The 15,883-nt window shown below is 62.4% G+C and carries 17 protein-coding genes; 6 read left to right on the plus strand and 11 right to left on the minus strand.

Annotated elements, in window-relative coordinates:
• Window positions 1–56 precede the first annotated feature (56 nt).
• A complete protein-coding gene (locus FV139_RS21320) occupies window positions 57–182 on the minus strand; it encodes a hypothetical protein (RefSeq protein WP_268939993.1) in 126 nt (41 codons plus the stop codon).
• Between the two features lie 79 nt (window positions 183–261).
• On the opposite strand from FV139_RS21320, the gene soxR reads away from it, so the two are divergent.
• Together soxR and FV139_RS19805 are read left to right on the plus strand one after the other, a co-directional pair.
• Window positions 262–702: a redox-sensitive transcriptional activator SoxR gene (gene soxR / locus FV139_RS19800; RefSeq protein ID WP_148070229.1), complete on the plus strand. Its 441-nt coding sequence runs from the start codon at window positions 262–264 to the stop codon at window positions 700–702.
• 144 nt (window positions 703–846) lie between these two features.
• Complete coding sequence (locus FV139_RS19805) at window positions 847–1,734, plus strand: dioxygenase family protein (RefSeq protein WP_148070230.1); 888 nt, start codon at window positions 847–849, stop codon at window positions 1,732–1,734.
• 6 nt (window positions 1,735–1,740) lie between these two features.
• Here the strand turns inward: FV139_RS19805 and FV139_RS19810 are convergent, their stop codons facing one another.
• The 9 genes from FV139_RS19810 to FV139_RS19850 all read right to left on the minus strand — a co-directional run bounded on the left by FV139_RS19810 (window position 1,741) and on the right by FV139_RS19850 (window position 10,062).
• Complete coding sequence (locus FV139_RS19810; protein ID WP_148070231.1) at window positions 1,741–2,052, minus strand: putative signal transducing protein; 312 nt, start codon at window positions 2,050–2,052, stop codon at window positions 1,741–1,743.
• Between the two features lie 3 nt (window positions 2,053–2,055).
• Window positions 2,056–2,538, minus strand: a complete 483-nt coding sequence (locus tag FV139_RS19815; RefSeq protein WP_213004187.1) for a VIT1/CCC1 transporter family protein — start codon at window positions 2,536–2,538, stop codon at window positions 2,056–2,058.
• 31 nt (window positions 2,539–2,569) lie between these two features.
• Complete coding sequence (gene cmoB / locus FV139_RS19820; RefSeq protein ID WP_148070232.1) at window positions 2,570–3,544, minus strand: tRNA 5-methoxyuridine(34)/uridine 5-oxyacetic acid(34) synthase CmoB; 975 nt, start codon at window positions 3,542–3,544, stop codon at window positions 2,570–2,572.
• 9 nt (window positions 3,545–3,553) lie between these two features.
• Window positions 3,554–4,282 carry a carboxy-S-adenosyl-L-methionine synthase CmoA gene (gene cmoA / locus FV139_RS19825; protein ID WP_148070233.1) on the minus strand — a complete coding sequence of 243 codons (729 nt, stop codon included), beginning with the start codon at window positions 4,280–4,282 and terminating at the stop codon, window positions 3,554–3,556.
• Between the two features lie 135 nt (window positions 4,283–4,417).
• Complete coding sequence (locus FV139_RS19830) at window positions 4,418–4,603, minus strand: hypothetical protein (RefSeq protein WP_148070234.1); 186 nt, start codon at window positions 4,601–4,603, stop codon at window positions 4,418–4,420.
• A 120-nt stretch (window positions 4,604–4,723) separates the two neighbouring features.
• Complete coding sequence (locus tag FV139_RS19835; protein ID WP_148070235.1) at window positions 4,724–5,782, minus strand: purine nucleoside permease; 1,059 nt, start codon at window positions 5,780–5,782, stop codon at window positions 4,724–4,726.
• Between the two features lie 18 nt (window positions 5,783–5,800).
• Window positions 5,801–6,733 (minus strand): ribokinase, encoded by a 933-nt coding sequence (gene rbsK, locus FV139_RS19840; RefSeq protein WP_148070236.1) that lies wholly within the window; start codon window positions 6,731–6,733, stop codon window positions 5,801–5,803.
• Between the two features lie 11 nt (window positions 6,734–6,744).
• A complete protein-coding gene (locus FV139_RS19845) occupies window positions 6,745–7,746 on the minus strand; it encodes a multidrug DMT transporter permease (protein WP_148070237.1) in 1,002 nt (333 codons plus the stop codon).
• A gap of 162 nt (window positions 7,747–7,908) precedes the next feature.
• A complete protein-coding gene (locus tag FV139_RS19850; RefSeq protein WP_148070238.1) occupies window positions 7,909–10,062 on the minus strand; it encodes a TonB-dependent receptor in 2,154 nt (717 codons plus the stop codon).
• 229 nt (window positions 10,063–10,291) lie between these two features.
• Between FV139_RS19850 and FV139_RS19855 the strand changes: the two genes are divergently transcribed.
• The gene (locus tag FV139_RS19855; protein ID WP_187276662.1) at window positions 10,292–11,683 is read left to right on the plus strand and encodes an amidohydrolase family protein; all 1,392 of its coding nucleotides are present in this window, start codon (window positions 10,292–10,294) and stop codon (window positions 11,681–11,683) included.
• On the plus strand, window positions 11,680–12,279 hold the full coding sequence (locus FV139_RS19860; protein WP_235898734.1) for a cupin domain-containing protein: 600 nt from the start codon (window positions 11,680–11,682) through the stop codon (window positions 12,277–12,279). Before FV139_RS19855 ends, FV139_RS19860 begins: the two co-directional genes overlap by 4 nt.
• Window positions 12,280–12,282: 3 nt before the next feature.
• Here the strand turns inward: FV139_RS19860 and FV139_RS19865 are convergent, their stop codons facing one another.
• Window positions 12,283–12,855: a phosphoribosyltransferase gene (locus FV139_RS19865; protein WP_148070240.1), complete on the minus strand. Its 573-nt coding sequence runs from the start codon at window positions 12,853–12,855 to the stop codon at window positions 12,283–12,285.
• 189 nt (window positions 12,856–13,044) lie between these two features.
• Between FV139_RS19865 and FV139_RS19870 the strand changes: the two genes are divergently transcribed.
• Together FV139_RS19870 and pepD are read left to right on the plus strand one after the other, a co-directional pair.
• Entirely contained in the window at window positions 13,045–14,355 is a 1,311-nt protein-coding gene (locus FV139_RS19870) for an NCS2 family permease (protein WP_148070241.1), read from the plus strand.
• 72 nt (window positions 14,356–14,427) lie between these two features.
• A complete protein-coding gene (gene pepD, locus FV139_RS19875) occupies window positions 14,428–15,867 on the plus strand; it encodes a beta-Ala-His dipeptidase (RefSeq protein WP_148070242.1) in 1,440 nt (479 codons plus the stop codon).
• The last annotated feature ends 16 nt before the right edge of the window (window positions 15,868–15,883 follow it).

The following is a 15,883-nucleotide window of genomic DNA, read 5'->3' on the forward strand; positions in this document are numbered from 1 at the left end:
TGCGCCGGAGGGTTGGCAGGTCCCTCTGGCACTATCCAACCTGGTGTGAGCGCAACCTAGCGCAAGGTATGCAGGTTGCGCAGTGATTCGGCGAGGCTGTGCAGCCACCTGTGGTATGCGCTCGCAGTCATCGTTTCCGGTTTTTCCTTCCGCTCGCAATTGTGCTTTTCTGGCTTGTTCATCGTCTTCTCCCTGTCGGTTTGATTTGAATTTTCAGCTAGTGTAAAACCTCAAGTTAACTTAAGGTCAAGGAGTATTGCGATGGTGGAAAGTGAAGGCCTCAGTGTGGGCAAAGTCGCTGAGCGGGCCGGCGTATCGGTGGCTACATTGCACTTTTACGAGAATCGGGGTCTCATCAGCAGTTGGCGCAATAACGGTAACCAGCGCCGTTACCGCCAGGGTGTATTGCGGCGAATCGCGGTCATCAAAACGGCTCAGCGTCTCGGTTTGTCGCTGGCGGAAATAGCTGCTGCCATGGAGACCCTGCCCGCAGACAGAACCCCTACCAAGGCGGATTGGAAACGGCTCTCCAGTCGCTGGCGTGGCCAGTTGCAGGCGCGGATCGACCAACTGGAGAAGTTGCGCGACCAGCTGGATGGCTGTATTGGCTGCGGCTGCCTGTCGCTGCAGCAGTGCCGCCTGCGCAATCCGGACGATATTGCCGCCGAGGAGGGTGACGGGGCGATTTACCTGGAGCGCTAGTCGCGCTGGACAATCCCCGGCAATCGGAGCGGCTCCGGGGTGGCCGCTAACAGTTCTTTACCTTTATTAACCGGCCTCGTCTTTTCCGTATAATTGACCGGCGTAGCATTGAGTCCAGTTATTCGACCAGGACTCCGGACTACCATGAAAACCCCGCCCCCTCACCTCAACCGCCGTAAACTGTTGCTGGGTATGAGTGCCTCGCTGTCACTCGCGCCTTTCCTCTCCCTTCCCGGCTGTGGGGGTGGCAGCAGTGGCAGCAACTCCGGGAGCACAAGCACTGATGAAACCGATACCGGCACCATCCTCGAAGATCAGGACAGCGATAGCAGTGATACTAGCACCGGAGACTCCGACTGGAGCGCCGGAGGCACGGCGGCGATGGAGGCGGATTTTCCTCCGGCGGACCCCTTCGCAAGCGGGCTTGGCAACCCCTGCACACTGACCAGTGACTACACCCTCGGGCCCTGCTACTTCGATGTGGATGATTACCAGCAGGATATCTCCGAAGGCGAGCCAGGGGTGCCCATGGCACTCGTGCTGAAACTGGTCGACCAGTACTGTGAGCCCATCGCGGGCGCCGACATCGAGGTATGGTTTGTAAACTGGGAGGGCCTGTACTCAGGGAATACCGATGGCAGCAGCAATACCCGTAGTTTCAACAGCGGCTACTGCACCGCCGGCGACCAGGCCGCCCTCGGCTCCCGCTGGTTCCGCGGAGTGCAGACCACCGACAGCAACGGGCTGGTGTACTTCAAGTGCTGTTTTCCCGGTTGGTACGCCAGCCGTACCACGCACATTCATTTCAAGGTAGTGCGCAATAGCAGCGAAGCTCTGGTCTCCCAGTTCTGTTTCGACGACAGCCTGGCCAACGAAATCTACCTGAATCACGCGGAGTACACGGGTTACGCCAAGGACACGGACAACGAGTGGGACGGTGTATTCGGCGACGATTACAGCGATTACCAGTTTGAAGTAGAGCGCCAGTGGGACTCCTCCATGCTGGCCTACAAGGCGATCCAGATCCTGTAGCGCGTACTATGCGCGGGAGCTATTGGTGCCACATTGCCAGCAGAAGTCGAAGCTGGCAGGGCTGTCATTGCCACAGTGTTTGCAGTGCCAGTCGGGTTGGTCCTGGCGGGTCAGGAGTTCTGCGATAAGGTCTTTCGCCCGTGGGGTGTCGGCGTCGCGTTCCACCCAGAGCTCCGGCCAGGTATCGATCGGCGCCAGTTCCCCCGCTGCACCCGCGGCGTACTCATTGCGTATCTGGCTGGCAATGCCGGCCTGATCCAGCAGGCTGCGCATCTGGCTTACCATCATGAGTTGGGGGTGGGCGTAGACCTGCTTCATCCCTCAGCCCGTTACTCTGCCGATCCATTGCCCGACAAAGTGAGAGGCGACGATGACCGCAGTCGCCACCGCCAGGTGTTCGCCTATGACCGGCAGTGCGCGGGTCTGCTGCATGCGCGCTATTTGCCAACTCATCAGTGACAACAACAACACTGCCCACACCAGTGCGGCCACAATGGCGCTCTGCAGCGGTAGCACGAGGAAGGGCACGACAAAGGTCAGGGCCACCAGGAGTTTGCTGATGAAGGTCGCCACTGTCGCGGTCCACACATGGGTCGCGCTGTTGTGGGCATTGGACTCCTCCGACAGGTGAATGCCCAGGGCATCGGACAGGGAGTCGGCAATCGCGACGATGAGGATGCCGCTGATGACCGTGCTGGCGGAACCGGTACCCGCGGCCAGGCCGACCAGTAGCCCCGAGGGTGTGATGACGCCCGAAGTGGTGCCAAAAAACAGGCCTGTACGGACGCCCTTGTTCAATGCCATGTCAGAAAACCCCTTTGGCGGTAGTAAATCGTCAACCGGGCACCTTGGCGGTGATCACTGCGCGACATGGGGCAGGGTAGCCCTCGATGGTGCGTGCGCTGTTTTCCGGATCGAGGAAATTTTCCAGCGAGTGGAAGCGCATCCATTCTGTGGTGCGTTGTTCTTCGGTGCTGGTGACGGAGACATCGACAAGGGCCGGTTCACTGAACCCGGTTTTTCGCAACCAGGACAGCAGTGTGTCCACGCTGGGAAGAAACCACACATTCCCCATTCTCGCATAGCGCCCCTCGGGAACCAGGGTGGCGCCCGGCCCTCCCTCGATGACCAGCGTTTCCAGCACCAGCTGGCCGCCGGGCCGCAGGCAGTCGCGCAGTTCCTGCAGGTGGTCCATGGGGGAGCGGCGATGATAGAGCACCCCCATGGAGAACACGGTATCGAAGGCTTTCAGCCTGGGGGGGACGTGCTCGATACCCAGTGGCAGCACCCAGACGCCCGTTTGCTGGAGATATTTCTGCAGGGCCCAGAACTGGACGACAAACAGGGGGGTTGGGTCGATACCGATCACTTCCGTTGCGCCGGCGCCAGCCATCCGCCAGCAGTGGTAGCCACTGCCGCAGCCAACATCGAGAATTCGCCGGCCCCCGAGGTCGTCGATGTGCGGGGCGATGCGGTCCCACTTCCAGTCTGAGCGCCATTCGGTGTCGATGTGCACACCGAACAATTCGAATGGGCCCTTGCGCCAGGGGTGCAGGCCCTGGAGTTTGTCACGCAGTGCGTCGCGCTGTTGTGGGTCGAGTGGCGGATCACAATCCGCGCCCACCCGGGAGGTATCCAGATGGCGGGTGGAGGCGGGCAGGTCGGGCAGGGAAGCGAGCACCTCCAGCCAGCGCGGCAGGTCGCCGTAGCGCTTGAGGGAGAGGCCGGTGGCAATCTGCTCCTCGAGGAGTGCTGCCCAGGGCGCCAGTTCGCCCTGCTGCCAGTGATCAATCAGTGGCCTGTAGTCCATGGGCAAGGCTTATTTCAGGGCTACGAGTGAGGCGAAGTTGAAGCACTGGAACCAGACATCACAACTGCCAAAGCCGGCATTGGCGATGCGCTGTTTGTGTTCCGCCAGCGTTTCCGGACGCAGGTAATTCTCCAGGGCCTGGCGCTTCTGGGCGATTTCCAGGTCGCTGTAACCGTTGGCACGCTTGAAGTTGTGATGCAGGTCTATGTTCAGTTCGTCGAGGTGGGGGTCCTCGAAAGTAACCTTTTCCGACAGCACCATGATGCCGCCCGGTCGCAAACCGTCGCAGATGCGCCTGATCACTGCATCGCGATCCTCCCTGGCGATGAACTGCAGGGTGAAGTTCAGCACTACCACGGAGGCATCCTCAATGGCAACGTCCTGCAGGTCCGCACAGGTCAGGGTGACGGGTGTTTCGTGGCTGTCGGTGTCAATGACGGTGCGGCAGCGCTCGAGCATGGCTTCGGAGTTGTCGACGCCAATGATTTCACAGTCGCTGTGGTGGACGTTCTGGCGCATGGACAGGGTCGAGGCCCCCAGCGAACACCCCAGGTCGTAGAGTTTGCTCCCCGCGCTGGCATAGCGGCCGGCCAGCAGGCCGGTCATGGCGATGATGGTGCTGTAGCCCGGAACGGACCGCTTGATCATGTCTGGAAAGACCGAGGCGACCTTGTCATCAAAGCGGAACAGGCCGGGCTCCAGCGGCTCGGCGTAGATATTGTCGCGGGCGTCAGTCACGGGCAGGCCTTGTTACTGAGATGGTTGCTTGGGTGATTTCAGGGTGCCGCGAATTTTAGCACGGAACACGACGGTGCTCCGTGGGGCGATGGCGACCCGCCAGCAGGCTGTGGGTCGCTAGAGACAGGTTTGAGCCTAGTTGGCGCTGCGGATCAGCTCGGCGTCTTCCTGGTTGTACTGGCGCCGGGTGCGGGCCCGCTGCTCGAAATCAGCAAAATGCGTACTGCAATCGTGCGCATTACGCGCGCCGCCTTCATGAGCGAATTTGATGCTGCGAAGAAAGTCCACCAGACTTGCTTTGCCTTCGTCACGCCGTTTCATACTGCACCTTCTACATCACTATGGAATCACTACACTTGAGAGTCTAGTGCAGGGACTTTGTCAAGTGACGTAAAAAGTACAGTCGATAATTGTGAAAAAATGGCGAAGCGCAACGGGAACTCACTCCGGACGCGGCGTCGCCCCCGCGTATCTGGACCAGTTCCCGGTGATTTCCTGCACCACCTTGTTGCCCACCAGAAAGGCGTTTTCCAGTGCCGCGTCGAGCCCGGCATAGCTGTCGTGCTGTTCTTCCCGCAGGTATTCGGAAGCGGTTTTGCCCGTGGGCGGCATGGTGAAGTTGGAGGCAGTGCGCAGCACCAGCACCCGGTTCTTGTCGACCTTGCCTGCCTCGTGGAGGTAGGTCAGAGACTGGAAGGTGCCGGTATCCTCCATCGCGGAAGAGACAAATTCGCCCTCGCCGTTGGTCCAGTAGTCGGTCCACTCGTTGGCCCAGTCGTTCATCAGCTTGCCGTGCCAGAAGGTCATCGCGGCCAGTTGGTCACCCTTCAACACGAAGGGGGTGCGCTGGGCTACCGGGTACTCCGGGTACAGCTTGCGGGTCGCTGCCAGGGCCGGATCATCGGGGAGCTGCATGTCCCGGGTGAACTGGTAGGCCCACTCCACCAGGTCGCTGTTCAGCTGGAACACCTCGCCGAGATTGTAGCTCTTGCGATCCGGGTCCCCGGGCCCCTGGCTGAACAGGGGGAAGTAGCCGGTATCCCAGTCTTCTGGAATTTCACGGGCGTCGATCTCATGGGCGAGGTCGCCATCCACCAGGTACTCCGCCCAGGCGACGGAGCCCAGCGAGGCGTCCGCAGGGTCAAAACCCGAAATCCCGGCAACCAGCCAGTAGGCTTTGCTCAGGTCGAACCGGGGGTCGAGCCCCAGTGCCATGACACTGGCGGCGGCATTGGCGGTACCCATGCCGGTCACGATGCCCAGGACACCGAGTTTTTCGTTGTAGTGAATGTCATGGTGCATGTGGGGAGCCGGGAACACCTTGTCCAGCGGCAGGCGCTCGTTCCAGCGCTGGAATTCGCCGGCTTCGTCGCCGCTGTCCTCACCGGATTCGAACATGGTGACAACAACGACCTTGACGGGAATAGGGCCTTCCGCGGCCTGGGCGGGAAGAACGGTCGCCGCCAGGAGCAGGGCGAAGAAGCTGATGAATCGGCGCATGGTGGTGTCCTTGGTGATTCAGTGAGATTGGAAAAATGCGTCTATGGCGGCGATATCAGGGGCGCTGGTTTGTGCTCCCAGAACCTGCACCGAGAGCGCGGCCGCGGCCTGGGCAAAACGTACGCAGCGCTCGAGGGTCTCACCCCGGGTCAGGGCGGCCGCCAGACAGCCGTTGAAAACATCACCCGCCGCGGTGGTGTCTACCGCGTCGACCTCGAAGGCGGGGAAGCTCTCGCCGGTCACTGCATTTTGCCCAGCCTCGCGGGACAAGTACACACCGCTGGCGCCGCGAGTGATCAGTACGGTCGTGACGCCCCGCTTGTGCAGTACCCGGGCCGCCGCTGCGGCACTGCTCTCATCCGTCACCCGAATGCCCGTGAGGTGTTCTGCCTCCGTTTCGTTGGGCGTAATCATGTCGAGCAGGGGGTAGAGGCTGTCTGGCAATTCACAGGCAGGGGCAGGGTTGAGGATCACCACGGCATCGGCGTCGCGGCCCAGCGCGGCTGCCCGCTCCACCGTGGCCAGCGGCGTTTCCAGTTGCAGCAGGACAACGGCACACTTGCGAAAGGCCTCGCTGGCGGAATCGAGATGGCGGGGGGCCAGGGTCGCGTTGGCGCCGGGTGCCACGCCGATACAGTTTTCGCCGGCGGCGGATACCAGTATCTGGGCAACCCCCGAGGGAGCGCTGTCATCTACGCTGCAGTGGCGGGTGTCGATGCCATCGCCGGCGAAGCCGGCCAGCGCCTGCTCGCCGAAGCTGTCCCGACCGACCCGGGCCACCAGGCTGACATCCGCACCGGCACGCGCCGCAGCCACGGCCTGGTTGGCGCCCTTGCCGCCGGGGGCGGTGCTGAACTGGCCCCCGAGTACGGTCTCGCCGGGCCGTGGCAGGTTCTGCACCTGCAGGATCATGTCGGTATTGCTGGATCCGACTACCAGCAGTCGTCCCATCGGTTTGCTCCCTAGAGGTTGGAATAGATGATCATGCCGAGGCCGATGAGGAAGCAGGCGAACATGGCGGCAATCAGGGGGTTGGTTCCCGCCGGAGTATCGCGGAATTCCTTCCAGATAAAGACGCCCCAGAAGGCAGCGACCATCGTCGCCCCCTGGCCCAGGCCGTAGGAGACCGCGTAGCCCGCCTTGCCGGCTGCGATAATGTTGAAACAGAAACCGGTCGCCCAGATGGCCCCGCCCAGCATGCCGACCAGGTGCAAACGGGTGCTGCCGCGGGTGATGTAGTCCCCGGGGGGCGCCGGCTCGCCGGTGATGGGTTTGTACATCAGCGGCAGCAGAAACAGCAGGTTGGAGGCCAGCAGGCCAACGGAAAACACCACCCCGGCGGAGTAGGGTGTCATGAGGCCCGCCTCGGGGTTGGCGAAATCAAACGACATGGACTGGGCAACGAAGCGGTAGAAAAAGCCCATGGCGATGCCGGCAATGACCGAAATGGTGAGCCCCTTGCCGACCCCCGCTGCCCTGTCCCCCGGAATCCGCCGGTAGATCACGGCGTCCAGTATGATCGCCACCACTACCAGCCCGACGCCGATAAACAGCAGGGCAGGGTTGTGCACCTGGGCCGGGTCGTAATTGGCCAGCACACCGATTACCAGGGCGAGGCCGATGCCGACCGGAAAGGCAACCGCCATACCGGCAATATCGATGGCAACCACCAGCAGGATATTGGCCAGGTTGAACACCGCGCCTCCCAGCAGGGCCATGGTGATGGCGTGACCACCGGCCTGTGAAATATCGGGCACGAAGCTGCGCCCCGCCTCTCCGCTACTGCCCAGGGTAAAGGCCAGCAGCAGCGCCAGCAGCAGTACGCCGATGGAGTAGTCCCAGTAAAACAGCTGGAAGCGCCATTCCTGGGTGGCGAGCTTCTGGGTGTTGGCCCAGGATCCCCAGCACAGCATGGTGACCAGGCACAGCGCCACTGCGGTGGCGTAGCTTTCGACGATGAACATGATTCAAACCCTCTCTTGTTGTTGTATCGGGTACTGCAATCACAGCAGGCCACCTGCGGATGGCGGCGGAGCACACAGCAAAAACCCCGGCGTACCGGGGTTTTTGCGGGGCCAGACTTCAGTGTAGAAGATGGCGTCAGGTACGGCTATCGTCCGTCGCGCTTACCAGCGCGTGGCCAGCGACACACCCCAGACCCGCGGCTCGTTGGTAAAGCCGGTCAGGTTGTTGAAGTCGATGGCGCCCTGGACGTTTTCCTCGTCGGTAATGTTGCGGCCGAAGAGGGCGATTTCGTAGGCGCCGTCACGCAGGCGCCAGCCCAGGCGGACACCGCCTTCGAACTGGTCCTCGGTGCTAAATTCCACCGCATCGTAGAGGAATATCTGGGTATCACCCTGGTAGGACCAGTCGGTGAAGGCGAAAAGCTCTGATTCCTTGCCCACCGGTACGGTGTAGGACAGGGTGAAGTTGTAAGTGGTTTCCGGGGCGTTGGGGAAGGGGTTGCCATCCACGATCACACCCAGGTCATCCACTGGATTGACAACGGTGCACAGGCCCGAGCCGCATGCGCCCACACGCAGAGCCGGGTCCTCGATTTCGGTGTCGGCATAGGCCGCACCGAAGGTGACCTGGAGCTGGTCGGTAATTGCCCACTCAACGTCGAGTTCGATACCCTGGCCGGTACCCTGTTCTGCGTTCACCAGCTGGATGGAGTTGTCTGCTCCACCCACGGCGGTGAATTGCATGTCGTCCACTTCGTAGTAGAACACGGCGGTGTTGATCCGCAGGCGGTTGCTCAGCAGTTCCGCCTTGTAACCCAGCTCATAGGAGACGATGGTCTCGGAATCGGCCACCGAAGGCGGGTTGCCAAAGGCCACGTCCCGGCCCTGAATGGTGGGAGCACGGAAGCCGGTGCCCACCTTGGCCCAGAGGGTGCTGTTGTCGCTGATGGCGAATGACAGGGCGAGGTCACCGCTAATATCTTCATCGCCTGTGCTGACGTCGTATCCGGGCGCCGTCAGGTCCTTGTCATCCTCGGTGTAGCGAATGCCGGCGGTCAGGGTCCAGAAGTCACCAAGGGCGAGGTCGCCCTGGCCGAATACGGCCCAGGTGGTATTTTCGTGGCTGACGGTGGTGGGAGGCACAAACCCCGGGTCGGTTTCCACGTCGAGGGATGAGTCGAAGTAGAACGCGCCCACCTGCCAGTTGAAGGCGCCGTCGCTGTTACTGGCGAGGCGGAGCTCCTGGGTCAGCTGGTCGGTGTCGGCGGCATCCTGGGTTTCCGAGGGGAAGGGGATGAAGCCCGGTCCCATCACCGGCAGGAACACGGCGCCAAAGCCGCCATCGATATCACCCAGGCTGCGGCCTTCGGCCTCTTCCCAGGAGGTGATGGAGGTCAGGGTGGTGGCGCCGATGTCGTAGTCCAGTTTCAGGTTGAAGCCGGTGTTCTCGTATTCCTGCGGGTTGTTGTCGCCGCCGTCGAAAAATACGGTGTCGCGGTCGTAGTTGTCGTTCAGCTCATTGCTGCCGGTATCGAAGATGTTGGCGCGGAACACAGCGGCGGTGCCGTCGAGGTCCCGGGAATGGGCGCCCAGCAGGGCGGAGAAGCGGTCGTTGGGCTCGTACAGCAGGAAGCCTTTGACAGCCTTTTCGCGGAAGCCGCCGAGGGCATCGTCCTCACCGGTGAAACCGTTGTCGATGAAGTCTTCCCGGCTCTGGTACAGCACTGCGATACGGCCCGCCAGGGTATCGGTCAGGCCGCCGCTCAGGGCGCCCTCGAAGTTGGTGGTGCCGAGGGTACCGATGTCTGCCTTGGCGTGGCCTTCGGGTTCGTAGGTCGGCTTGTTGGAGTCAAACTTGACGATGCCGGCGGTGGTGTTGCGGCCAAACAGGGAGCCTTGTGGCCCCCGCAGGACTTCCACCCGGTCGATATCGAACAGGGGGAAGCTCTTCAGTACTACGTTTTCCTTGACCACCTCGTCCATGATCACCGAGACCGGCTGGGAGGCGGCGAGGTCGAAGTCGATGTTGCCCAGACCGCGAATGTAGAAACGCGGGGCTACCCGGCCGTTGGAAGACTCCACGTACAGACCCGGGACCCGGGCAGAGAGGCCGCGAATGTCGGCGCCGCCTTCGAACAGCGAGGTAAAGCGCTCGCCGGACATGGTAGCGACCGACAGCGGGACGTCGATCAGGCTCTGTTCGCGTTTCTGCGCGGTAACGATCACTTCTTCCAGTTGGGCCAGTGCCGGGGTCGAGCCGATTACCGCTGCGGTGGCGGTGGCCAGGGCCAGGCGCTTGGGGATGTACCTTGTCATGGGGAGTCTCCTACCGGGAATGACGATTGTTGTCGTTGTAGTGAGTGTAAGTACTGTGCAGGGTTCTGCTGACCCCAACTGGTGTTATTGGCACATAGTGTGCAAAATTTACCTCCCAATTCGGGAACTCGCAGCCCGATTCAGCAAAAGTACCAGAAATCCCGCCCCGGCCGGCTGGCTCGGCCGGGTATCACAGGACAGGGGGAATGAAATCGTGAGGATTCGTTTTGTGAGGCAGATTGCTGCCTGCCTGCTGGTGTCGAGCATTCCGGTGCTGGCAGCACCTGCTCCCGACCTGATTGTGTACGGTGATTATGTGCTCACCATGGACCCATCCCGACCCGAGATCCTGGACGGGGCGGTGGTGGTCGATGATGACAGAATTGTTGCGGTGGGCACGCGGGAGGACATCGACGCGCGCTTTGTCGCCAGCCGGACCCTGCCAGGCGCCGGTCGGGTGGTCATGCCCGGCCTGATCAACGGCCACACCCACACCGCCATGACCCTGTTTCGCGGCATGGTCGATGACCTCGACCTGATGACCTGGCTCAACCAGTACGTGTTCCCCATGGAAGGGCGTTTCGTGACCCCGGACTTTATTCGCGCCGGCACCGGGCTCGCCTGTTGGGAAATGATCCGCGGCGGCACCACCACCTTTGTGGACATGTATTTCTATCCCGATGAGATCGCCTCCGTCGTGGCGGACTGCGGCCTCAGGGCGGTCGTCGGCGCCCCTCACATCGACTATCCCAGTCCGGGTTTCAAAGGCTGGGACGACTCTTTTGCCGCGGCCGAGGATTTCGTGCGCCGCTGGCAGGGTAAACACCCGCGTATCACGCCGGCCTTCGCACCCCATGCCCCCTATACCGTGGTGCCTGAACACCTGCGAGCGACCGTGGAGAAGGCGGCGGAGTTACAGGCGCCTATTACCATGCACCTGGCGGAGGCACCGGCAGAGACTGAATTTGTCAGCGAGCACTACCAGACGACACCGGTACAGCATGCGGCGAGGCTGGGGATGTTCGAGCAGCCCCTGATTGCTGCCCACATGGTGCAATTGAACGCTGAGGACATCGCACTTACCGCGCAGGGCGGCGTGGGTGCCATCCATAACCCGACCTCCAATATGAAGTTGGGGGCAGGAATTTCCCCGGTGCCGGAGATGCTGGCGGCCGGGGTGAATGTAGGCCTCGGTACCGATGGCGCGGCCAGCAACAACGACCTCGACCTGTGGGAAGAGATTCGCATGGCGGCCCTGTTGCACAAGGTTGCCAGCGGCGACCCCACGGCACTGCCTGCCGGGCAGGCCCTGGCGATGGCGACCCGGCTGGGGGCGGCCGCGATCCACATGGGGGACAAGGTGGGCCAGCTGAAGCCCGGTTTGCAGGCGGACCTGATCCAGGTGGCTGTTGACAAGACCCGGCACCAACCCCTGTACGATGTCACTTCCCACCTGGTCTATGTGCTGGACAGTACCGACGTCGTCAGCACCGTGGTCGCCGGGACCGTGCTGATGGAGGAACGTCGGGTGCTGAGTATGGACGAGGCAGCACTGCGCAAGGCGGTCGCCGAGCGCAGTGCGGAAATTCGCGCTGCCCTGGCGCAGCAGGCCAAACAATGAGCATCTGGTTGAAAATGCTGGCAGCCGGGTGCCTGTGCGCCGCCGGCGCCGGAGCACTGGGGGAGGGGACCATGAGCGATGGGACCATGAACAATGGGCCGAACATGCCAGACCGGGAAACGATCATCCGGGAGCTGCAGCTCGAGGGCCATGTGGAGGGCGGTTATTTCAGTCGCACCTTTCAGGCCGACCATCGGCCGCAAATCGATACCGAAGCGGGAGAACGCTACACGCTGACCTCAATCTACTACCTGCTCACCGAGGATTCGCCTATCGGTCACTGGCATCGTAATCGCTCGGATATCATCCACTACTGGCACCTCGGGGCGCCGGTGCACTACTACATGATCCATCCCGACGGGCGACTGGAAACGGCGGTGCTGGGGCCTGACCTGGCGGCCGGCCAGCGCCTGCAACTGGTGGTACGAGGGGGGATCTGGAAGGCGTCACACCTGCCTGAGGGCGACTACGGCCTGATATCAGAGGCGGTGTCGCCAGGCTTTGACTATGCCGACATGACGCTCGGAGAGCGGGACGAACTGCTGCAGTCCTTCCCCCGGCACGCTGAAGTCATCAGGGCCTATACCCGGCACTGAATCTCAATCCTTCTGGCCCAGCCGTTCCAGTTTGTCCCCCAGGAACGCCAGTTCCGGTTTGTACGCCCTGATCTCGTCCGTGTTGAGGCCGTCGATTTCATGGGGGAACACCAGCCACTCGTCGGTCTGGTGGACAAAGTAGTCGGGCACCCGGCTGGTTTTGTTGCGCCCCGGCTTGAAGTAAGGCGTGGCCACGCGGATGTGCGGCGTGTTCTTTTTGCAGGCGGCCTCGAGGTCCTTGATGGTCTGGTCGATGGACAGGCCGGAATCGTGCACGTCATCGACAATCAGCAGGGAGTCCTCTGACTCCAGCCGTTTGATCAGGTAGGTGAGACCGTGAACCTGCACGTGGCGGCTGCGCTGGTCGATGCCGCTGTAGGACGAGGTGCGGATGGCAATGTGGTCCGAATCCACCCCCAGTACGTGCAGCAACTCCTGTACGGCGATTCCTACGGGGGCGCCGCCGCGCCACACGCCGACGATATAGTTGGGGCGGTAGCCACTCTCGTAGACCTGCCAGGCCAGGCGAAAAGAATCTTCCAGCAGTTGCTGGGCGCTGATGTAGTGCTTTTCCATGCGGCGGCCTCTGGCGCGTTGAGAATGCGGCAAGATTAGCATAGGCGGTCATCCTATGGTGCCCCGCCGGGGGATTCCGTACACTCTCGCAACCCCTGGGGGCTCAACCTCTCGGGCACCGCGCTCCAATGACAGCCCGGGGGCCGCCCCAGGGCGCAAAAAATAACATGAGCTCCAACAGGGGATACCATGGAGAAAAAGGACCACGGCCTGATCGGGCGCTATTTCAGGTTGTCTGAACACCAGACCACGGTGCGCGCGGAACTGATAGCCGGCGCCACCACCTTTGTCACCATGGCCTATATCATCTTCGTCAATCCGCAGATGATGGCATCCGCCGGCATGGATCCCCAGGCCAGTTTTGTCGCCACCTGCCTGGCATCCGCCCTGGCCTGTTACCTCATGGGTTTTTATGCCAACTGGCCGGTGGGGTTGGCGCCGGGAATGGGCCTGAACGCCTTTTTTACCTACACCGTGGTGGCGGACATGGGTTATAGCTGGCAAATCGCCCTGGGAGCGGTGTTCCTGGCGGGTGTGCTGTTCGTGATCATGAGCGTTACCCGTATCCGCCGCTGGATGCTGGAGAGTATCCCCCTTGATTTGCGGGTGGCGATGGCTGCGGGAGTGGGGCTGTTCGTGGGCTTCATCGGGCTCAAGAGCGGCGGTATCATCGTTGCCTCCGACGCCACCTTCATCACCCTGGGTGACCTGACCGAGACCGGCCCGGCACTGGCCTGCCTGGGCTTCGTGCTGATTGCCATCCTGTCTATCCGCCAGGTGCACGGCGCCATTATCCTCGGCATCCTGGCCATCACCGTGCTGGGCCTGGTCACCGGTGAGGTGACCTACAGCGGCCTGGTGGCGGCGCCACCGAGTATCGCCCCCACCTTTATGCAACTCGATATCCTCGGGGCCCTCGACGTGGCGATGACCAGCGTCATCATCGCCTTCCTGTTCGTCAACCTCTTTGACACCGCAGGTACCCTGCTGGGGGTGGCCACGCGGGCCAACCTGGTGGATGCCAGTGGCAATATCGAGAACATGGATCGCGCCCTGAAGGCCGATAGCACTTCCAGCGTCCTCGGTGCCTTCCTGGGCTGCGCGCCGGTGACCAGTTATGTGGAAAGTGCCGCCGGGGTGGCGGCGGGTGGCCGCACCGGGCTCACCGCGGTGACCGTGGGTACCCTGTTCCTGGTGGCCATTTTCTTTGCCCCGCTGGCCAGTATGGTGCCGGCCTTCGCCACGGCGGGAGCCCTGGTCTACGTGGCGATGCTGATGCTCACCGGGGTACAGGGCCTGGAGTGGCAGGACTCCACCGAGGTGGTGCCGGCGCTGATTACCATTGTCATGATCCCCCTGTCGTTCTCCATCGCCAACGGTATTGCGGTGGGCTTCATCAGTTATGTGGCCATCAAACTGTTTACCGGTCGGAGAACGGATATCTCCCCGGGGGCCTGGTTCCTGGCGGCGATCTTCCTGGCCAAATTCGTCTTCATGTAGGCTGCGGGTACCTGCGCCGCGTTTAATGGCGGCGCAGGCTCGGGTATAATCGCCGCCCTTTTTGGAGGTCCCATGAAACCCGAGCACTATCCCCAGGCTCCCGCCCATATCTGGGAGCACTTTTACCAGTTTACCCAGATCCCCCGCCCCTCCTGCGAGGAGGCCGCGGTGCGCCAGTACGTGATCGACCAGGCCGAGGCCCGCGGTTGCACCTGGAAGACCGACAGCGTCGGCAACCTGGTGGTCTATGTGCCGGCCAGCCCCGGCCGGGAGGGTGACGGTACGGTGATCATCCAGAATCACCTGGATATGGTCACCGTGAAAACCGAAGACAAGGCACACGACTTCAGCCGCGACCCCCTGCAACTGCAGGTGGTAGACGGCTGGCTGAAAGCCGACCGCACCACCCTGGGCGCCGACAATGGCATGGGCTGTGCCGCCGCCCTGGCCGTGATGACCGATGACAGCGTCTCCCATCCCGCGCTGGAGCTGCTGTTCACCATCGAGGAGGAGACCGGCCTCGGCGGTGCGGTGGAACTCGACGCCGGCCTGCTCAGCGGCACCCGCATGCTCAACCTGGATACCGAGGACTGGAACGAGCTCTATGTGGGCTGTGCCGGCGGTGGCGGCCATACCTTCCGCAAGCAGTACCCGACCGTGGAAGCGCCGGAGCTGGCCTTCTTCCACCTGAACCTCAAGGGCCTCTCCGGCGGCCACTCGGGCATCCAGATACACGAGCAGCTGGGCAGCGCGATCAAGCTGCTGGCGGACTTCCTGCAGGGCGTAGAGGGCGTGCAGCTCAGCCGTTTCCAGTCCGGCATTGCCCACAATGTCATCCCCCGGGAGGGCGATGTCTGGTTTGCCTGCCCCGCCTCTGGCGCCGAAGCCCTGGCGGCCCATCTCGACACCCTGACCGGACACTGGCTGGGCTACCTGCCCCAGGCCGACCACGGCCTGCAGGCGACCCTGCAACCGGCACAACCCTGCCCGGTTCTGAGCCCGGCAGACAGCACCGCGGTGCTGGACCTGCTGGCGGTATTCCCCCACGGGGCCCAGTCCTACAACCTGGCGCAGCCGGCTGACCTGGTCGACCTGAGCATCAACCTGGCCCGGGTCGAACTGGCTGATAGTGCGCTGTTCATGGAATCGAGCCTGCGCTTTTTCAATTACGACCAGTCCCTGCCCCTGCGCCGGCAGGTGGAGTCCCTGGGCCGACTCGCGGGGCTGGAAGTCACCTCTGAGGGCGGGTATCCCGGCTGGCAGCCCGATTTCGACAGCCCGCTGCTGGCCCAGGGCAAGGCCTTGCACGAGCGCCTGTTCGGGTTTGTGCCCGAGGTGAAGGCGATCCATGCCGGGCTGGAGTGCGGGATTCTGAAGAGCAAGAAAGCGGATGTGGACATCCTCTCTTTTGGCCCGACCATCCGCGGTGCCCACTCACCGACCGAGCGGCTGCAGATCGACACTGTCGCCCCCTTCTGGCAATTGCTGACCGCCCTGCTGGCGGAGATGTAAGCGCGCCCTGACACCT

The organism is Parahaliea maris (assembly GCF_008064665.1).
GTDB lineage: Bacteria > Pseudomonadota > Gammaproteobacteria > Pseudomonadales > Halieaceae > Parahaliea > Parahaliea maris.

Excerpts from the sequence above, each read along its gene's own strand:
- rbsK (WP_148070236.1), bottom strand. The coding sequence starts at position 6,733 with ATGGGACGACTGCTGGTAGTCGGATCCAGCAATACCGACATGATCCTG.
- FV139_RS19870 (WP_148070241.1), top strand. The coding sequence starts at position 13,045 with ATGGAGAAAAAGGACCACGGCCTGATCGGGCGCTATTTCAGGTTGTCT.
- FV139_RS19810 (WP_148070231.1), bottom strand. The coding sequence starts at position 2,052 with ATGAAGCAGGTCTACGCCCACCCCCAACTCATGATGGTAAGCCAGATG.
- FV139_RS19845 (WP_148070237.1), bottom strand. The coding sequence starts at position 7,746 with ATGTTCATCGTCGAAAGCTACGCCACCGCAGTGGCGCTGTGCCTGGTC.
- FV139_RS19830 (WP_148070234.1), bottom strand. The coding sequence starts at position 4,603 with ATGAAACGGCGTGACGAAGGCAAAGCAAGTCTGGTGGACTTTCTTCGC.
- cmoB (WP_148070232.1), bottom strand. The coding sequence starts at position 3,544 with ATGGACTACAGGCCACTGATTGATCACTGGCAGCAGGGCGAACTGGCG.
- FV139_RS19805 (WP_148070230.1), top strand. The coding sequence starts at position 847 with ATGAAAACCCCGCCCCCTCACCTCAACCGCCGTAAACTGTTGCTGGGT.
- FV139_RS19815 (WP_213004187.1), bottom strand. The coding sequence starts at position 2,538 with ATGGCATTGAACAAGGGCGTCCGTACAGGCCTGTTTTTTGGCACCACT.
- FV139_RS19850 (WP_148070238.1), bottom strand. The coding sequence starts at position 10,062 with ATGACAAGGTACATCCCCAAGCGCCTGGCCCTGGCCACCGCCACCGCA.
- FV139_RS21320 (WP_268939993.1), bottom strand. The coding sequence starts at position 182 with ATGAACAAGCCAGAAAAGCACAATTGCGAGCGGAAGGAAAAACCGGAA.
- FV139_RS19865 (WP_148070240.1), bottom strand. The coding sequence starts at position 12,855 with ATGGAAAAGCACTACATCAGCGCCCAGCAACTGCTGGAAGATTCTTTT.
- pepD (WP_148070242.1), top strand. The coding sequence starts at position 14,428 with ATGAAACCCGAGCACTATCCCCAGGCTCCCGCCCATATCTGGGAGCAC.
- FV139_RS19860 (WP_235898734.1), top strand. The coding sequence starts at position 11,680 with ATGAGCATCTGGTTGAAAATGCTGGCAGCCGGGTGCCTGTGCGCCGCC.
- soxR (WP_148070229.1), top strand. The coding sequence starts at position 262 with ATGGTGGAAAGTGAAGGCCTCAGTGTGGGCAAAGTCGCTGAGCGGGCC.
- FV139_RS19835 (WP_148070235.1), bottom strand. The coding sequence starts at position 5,782 with ATGCGCCGATTCATCAGCTTCTTCGCCCTGCTCCTGGCGGCGACCGTT.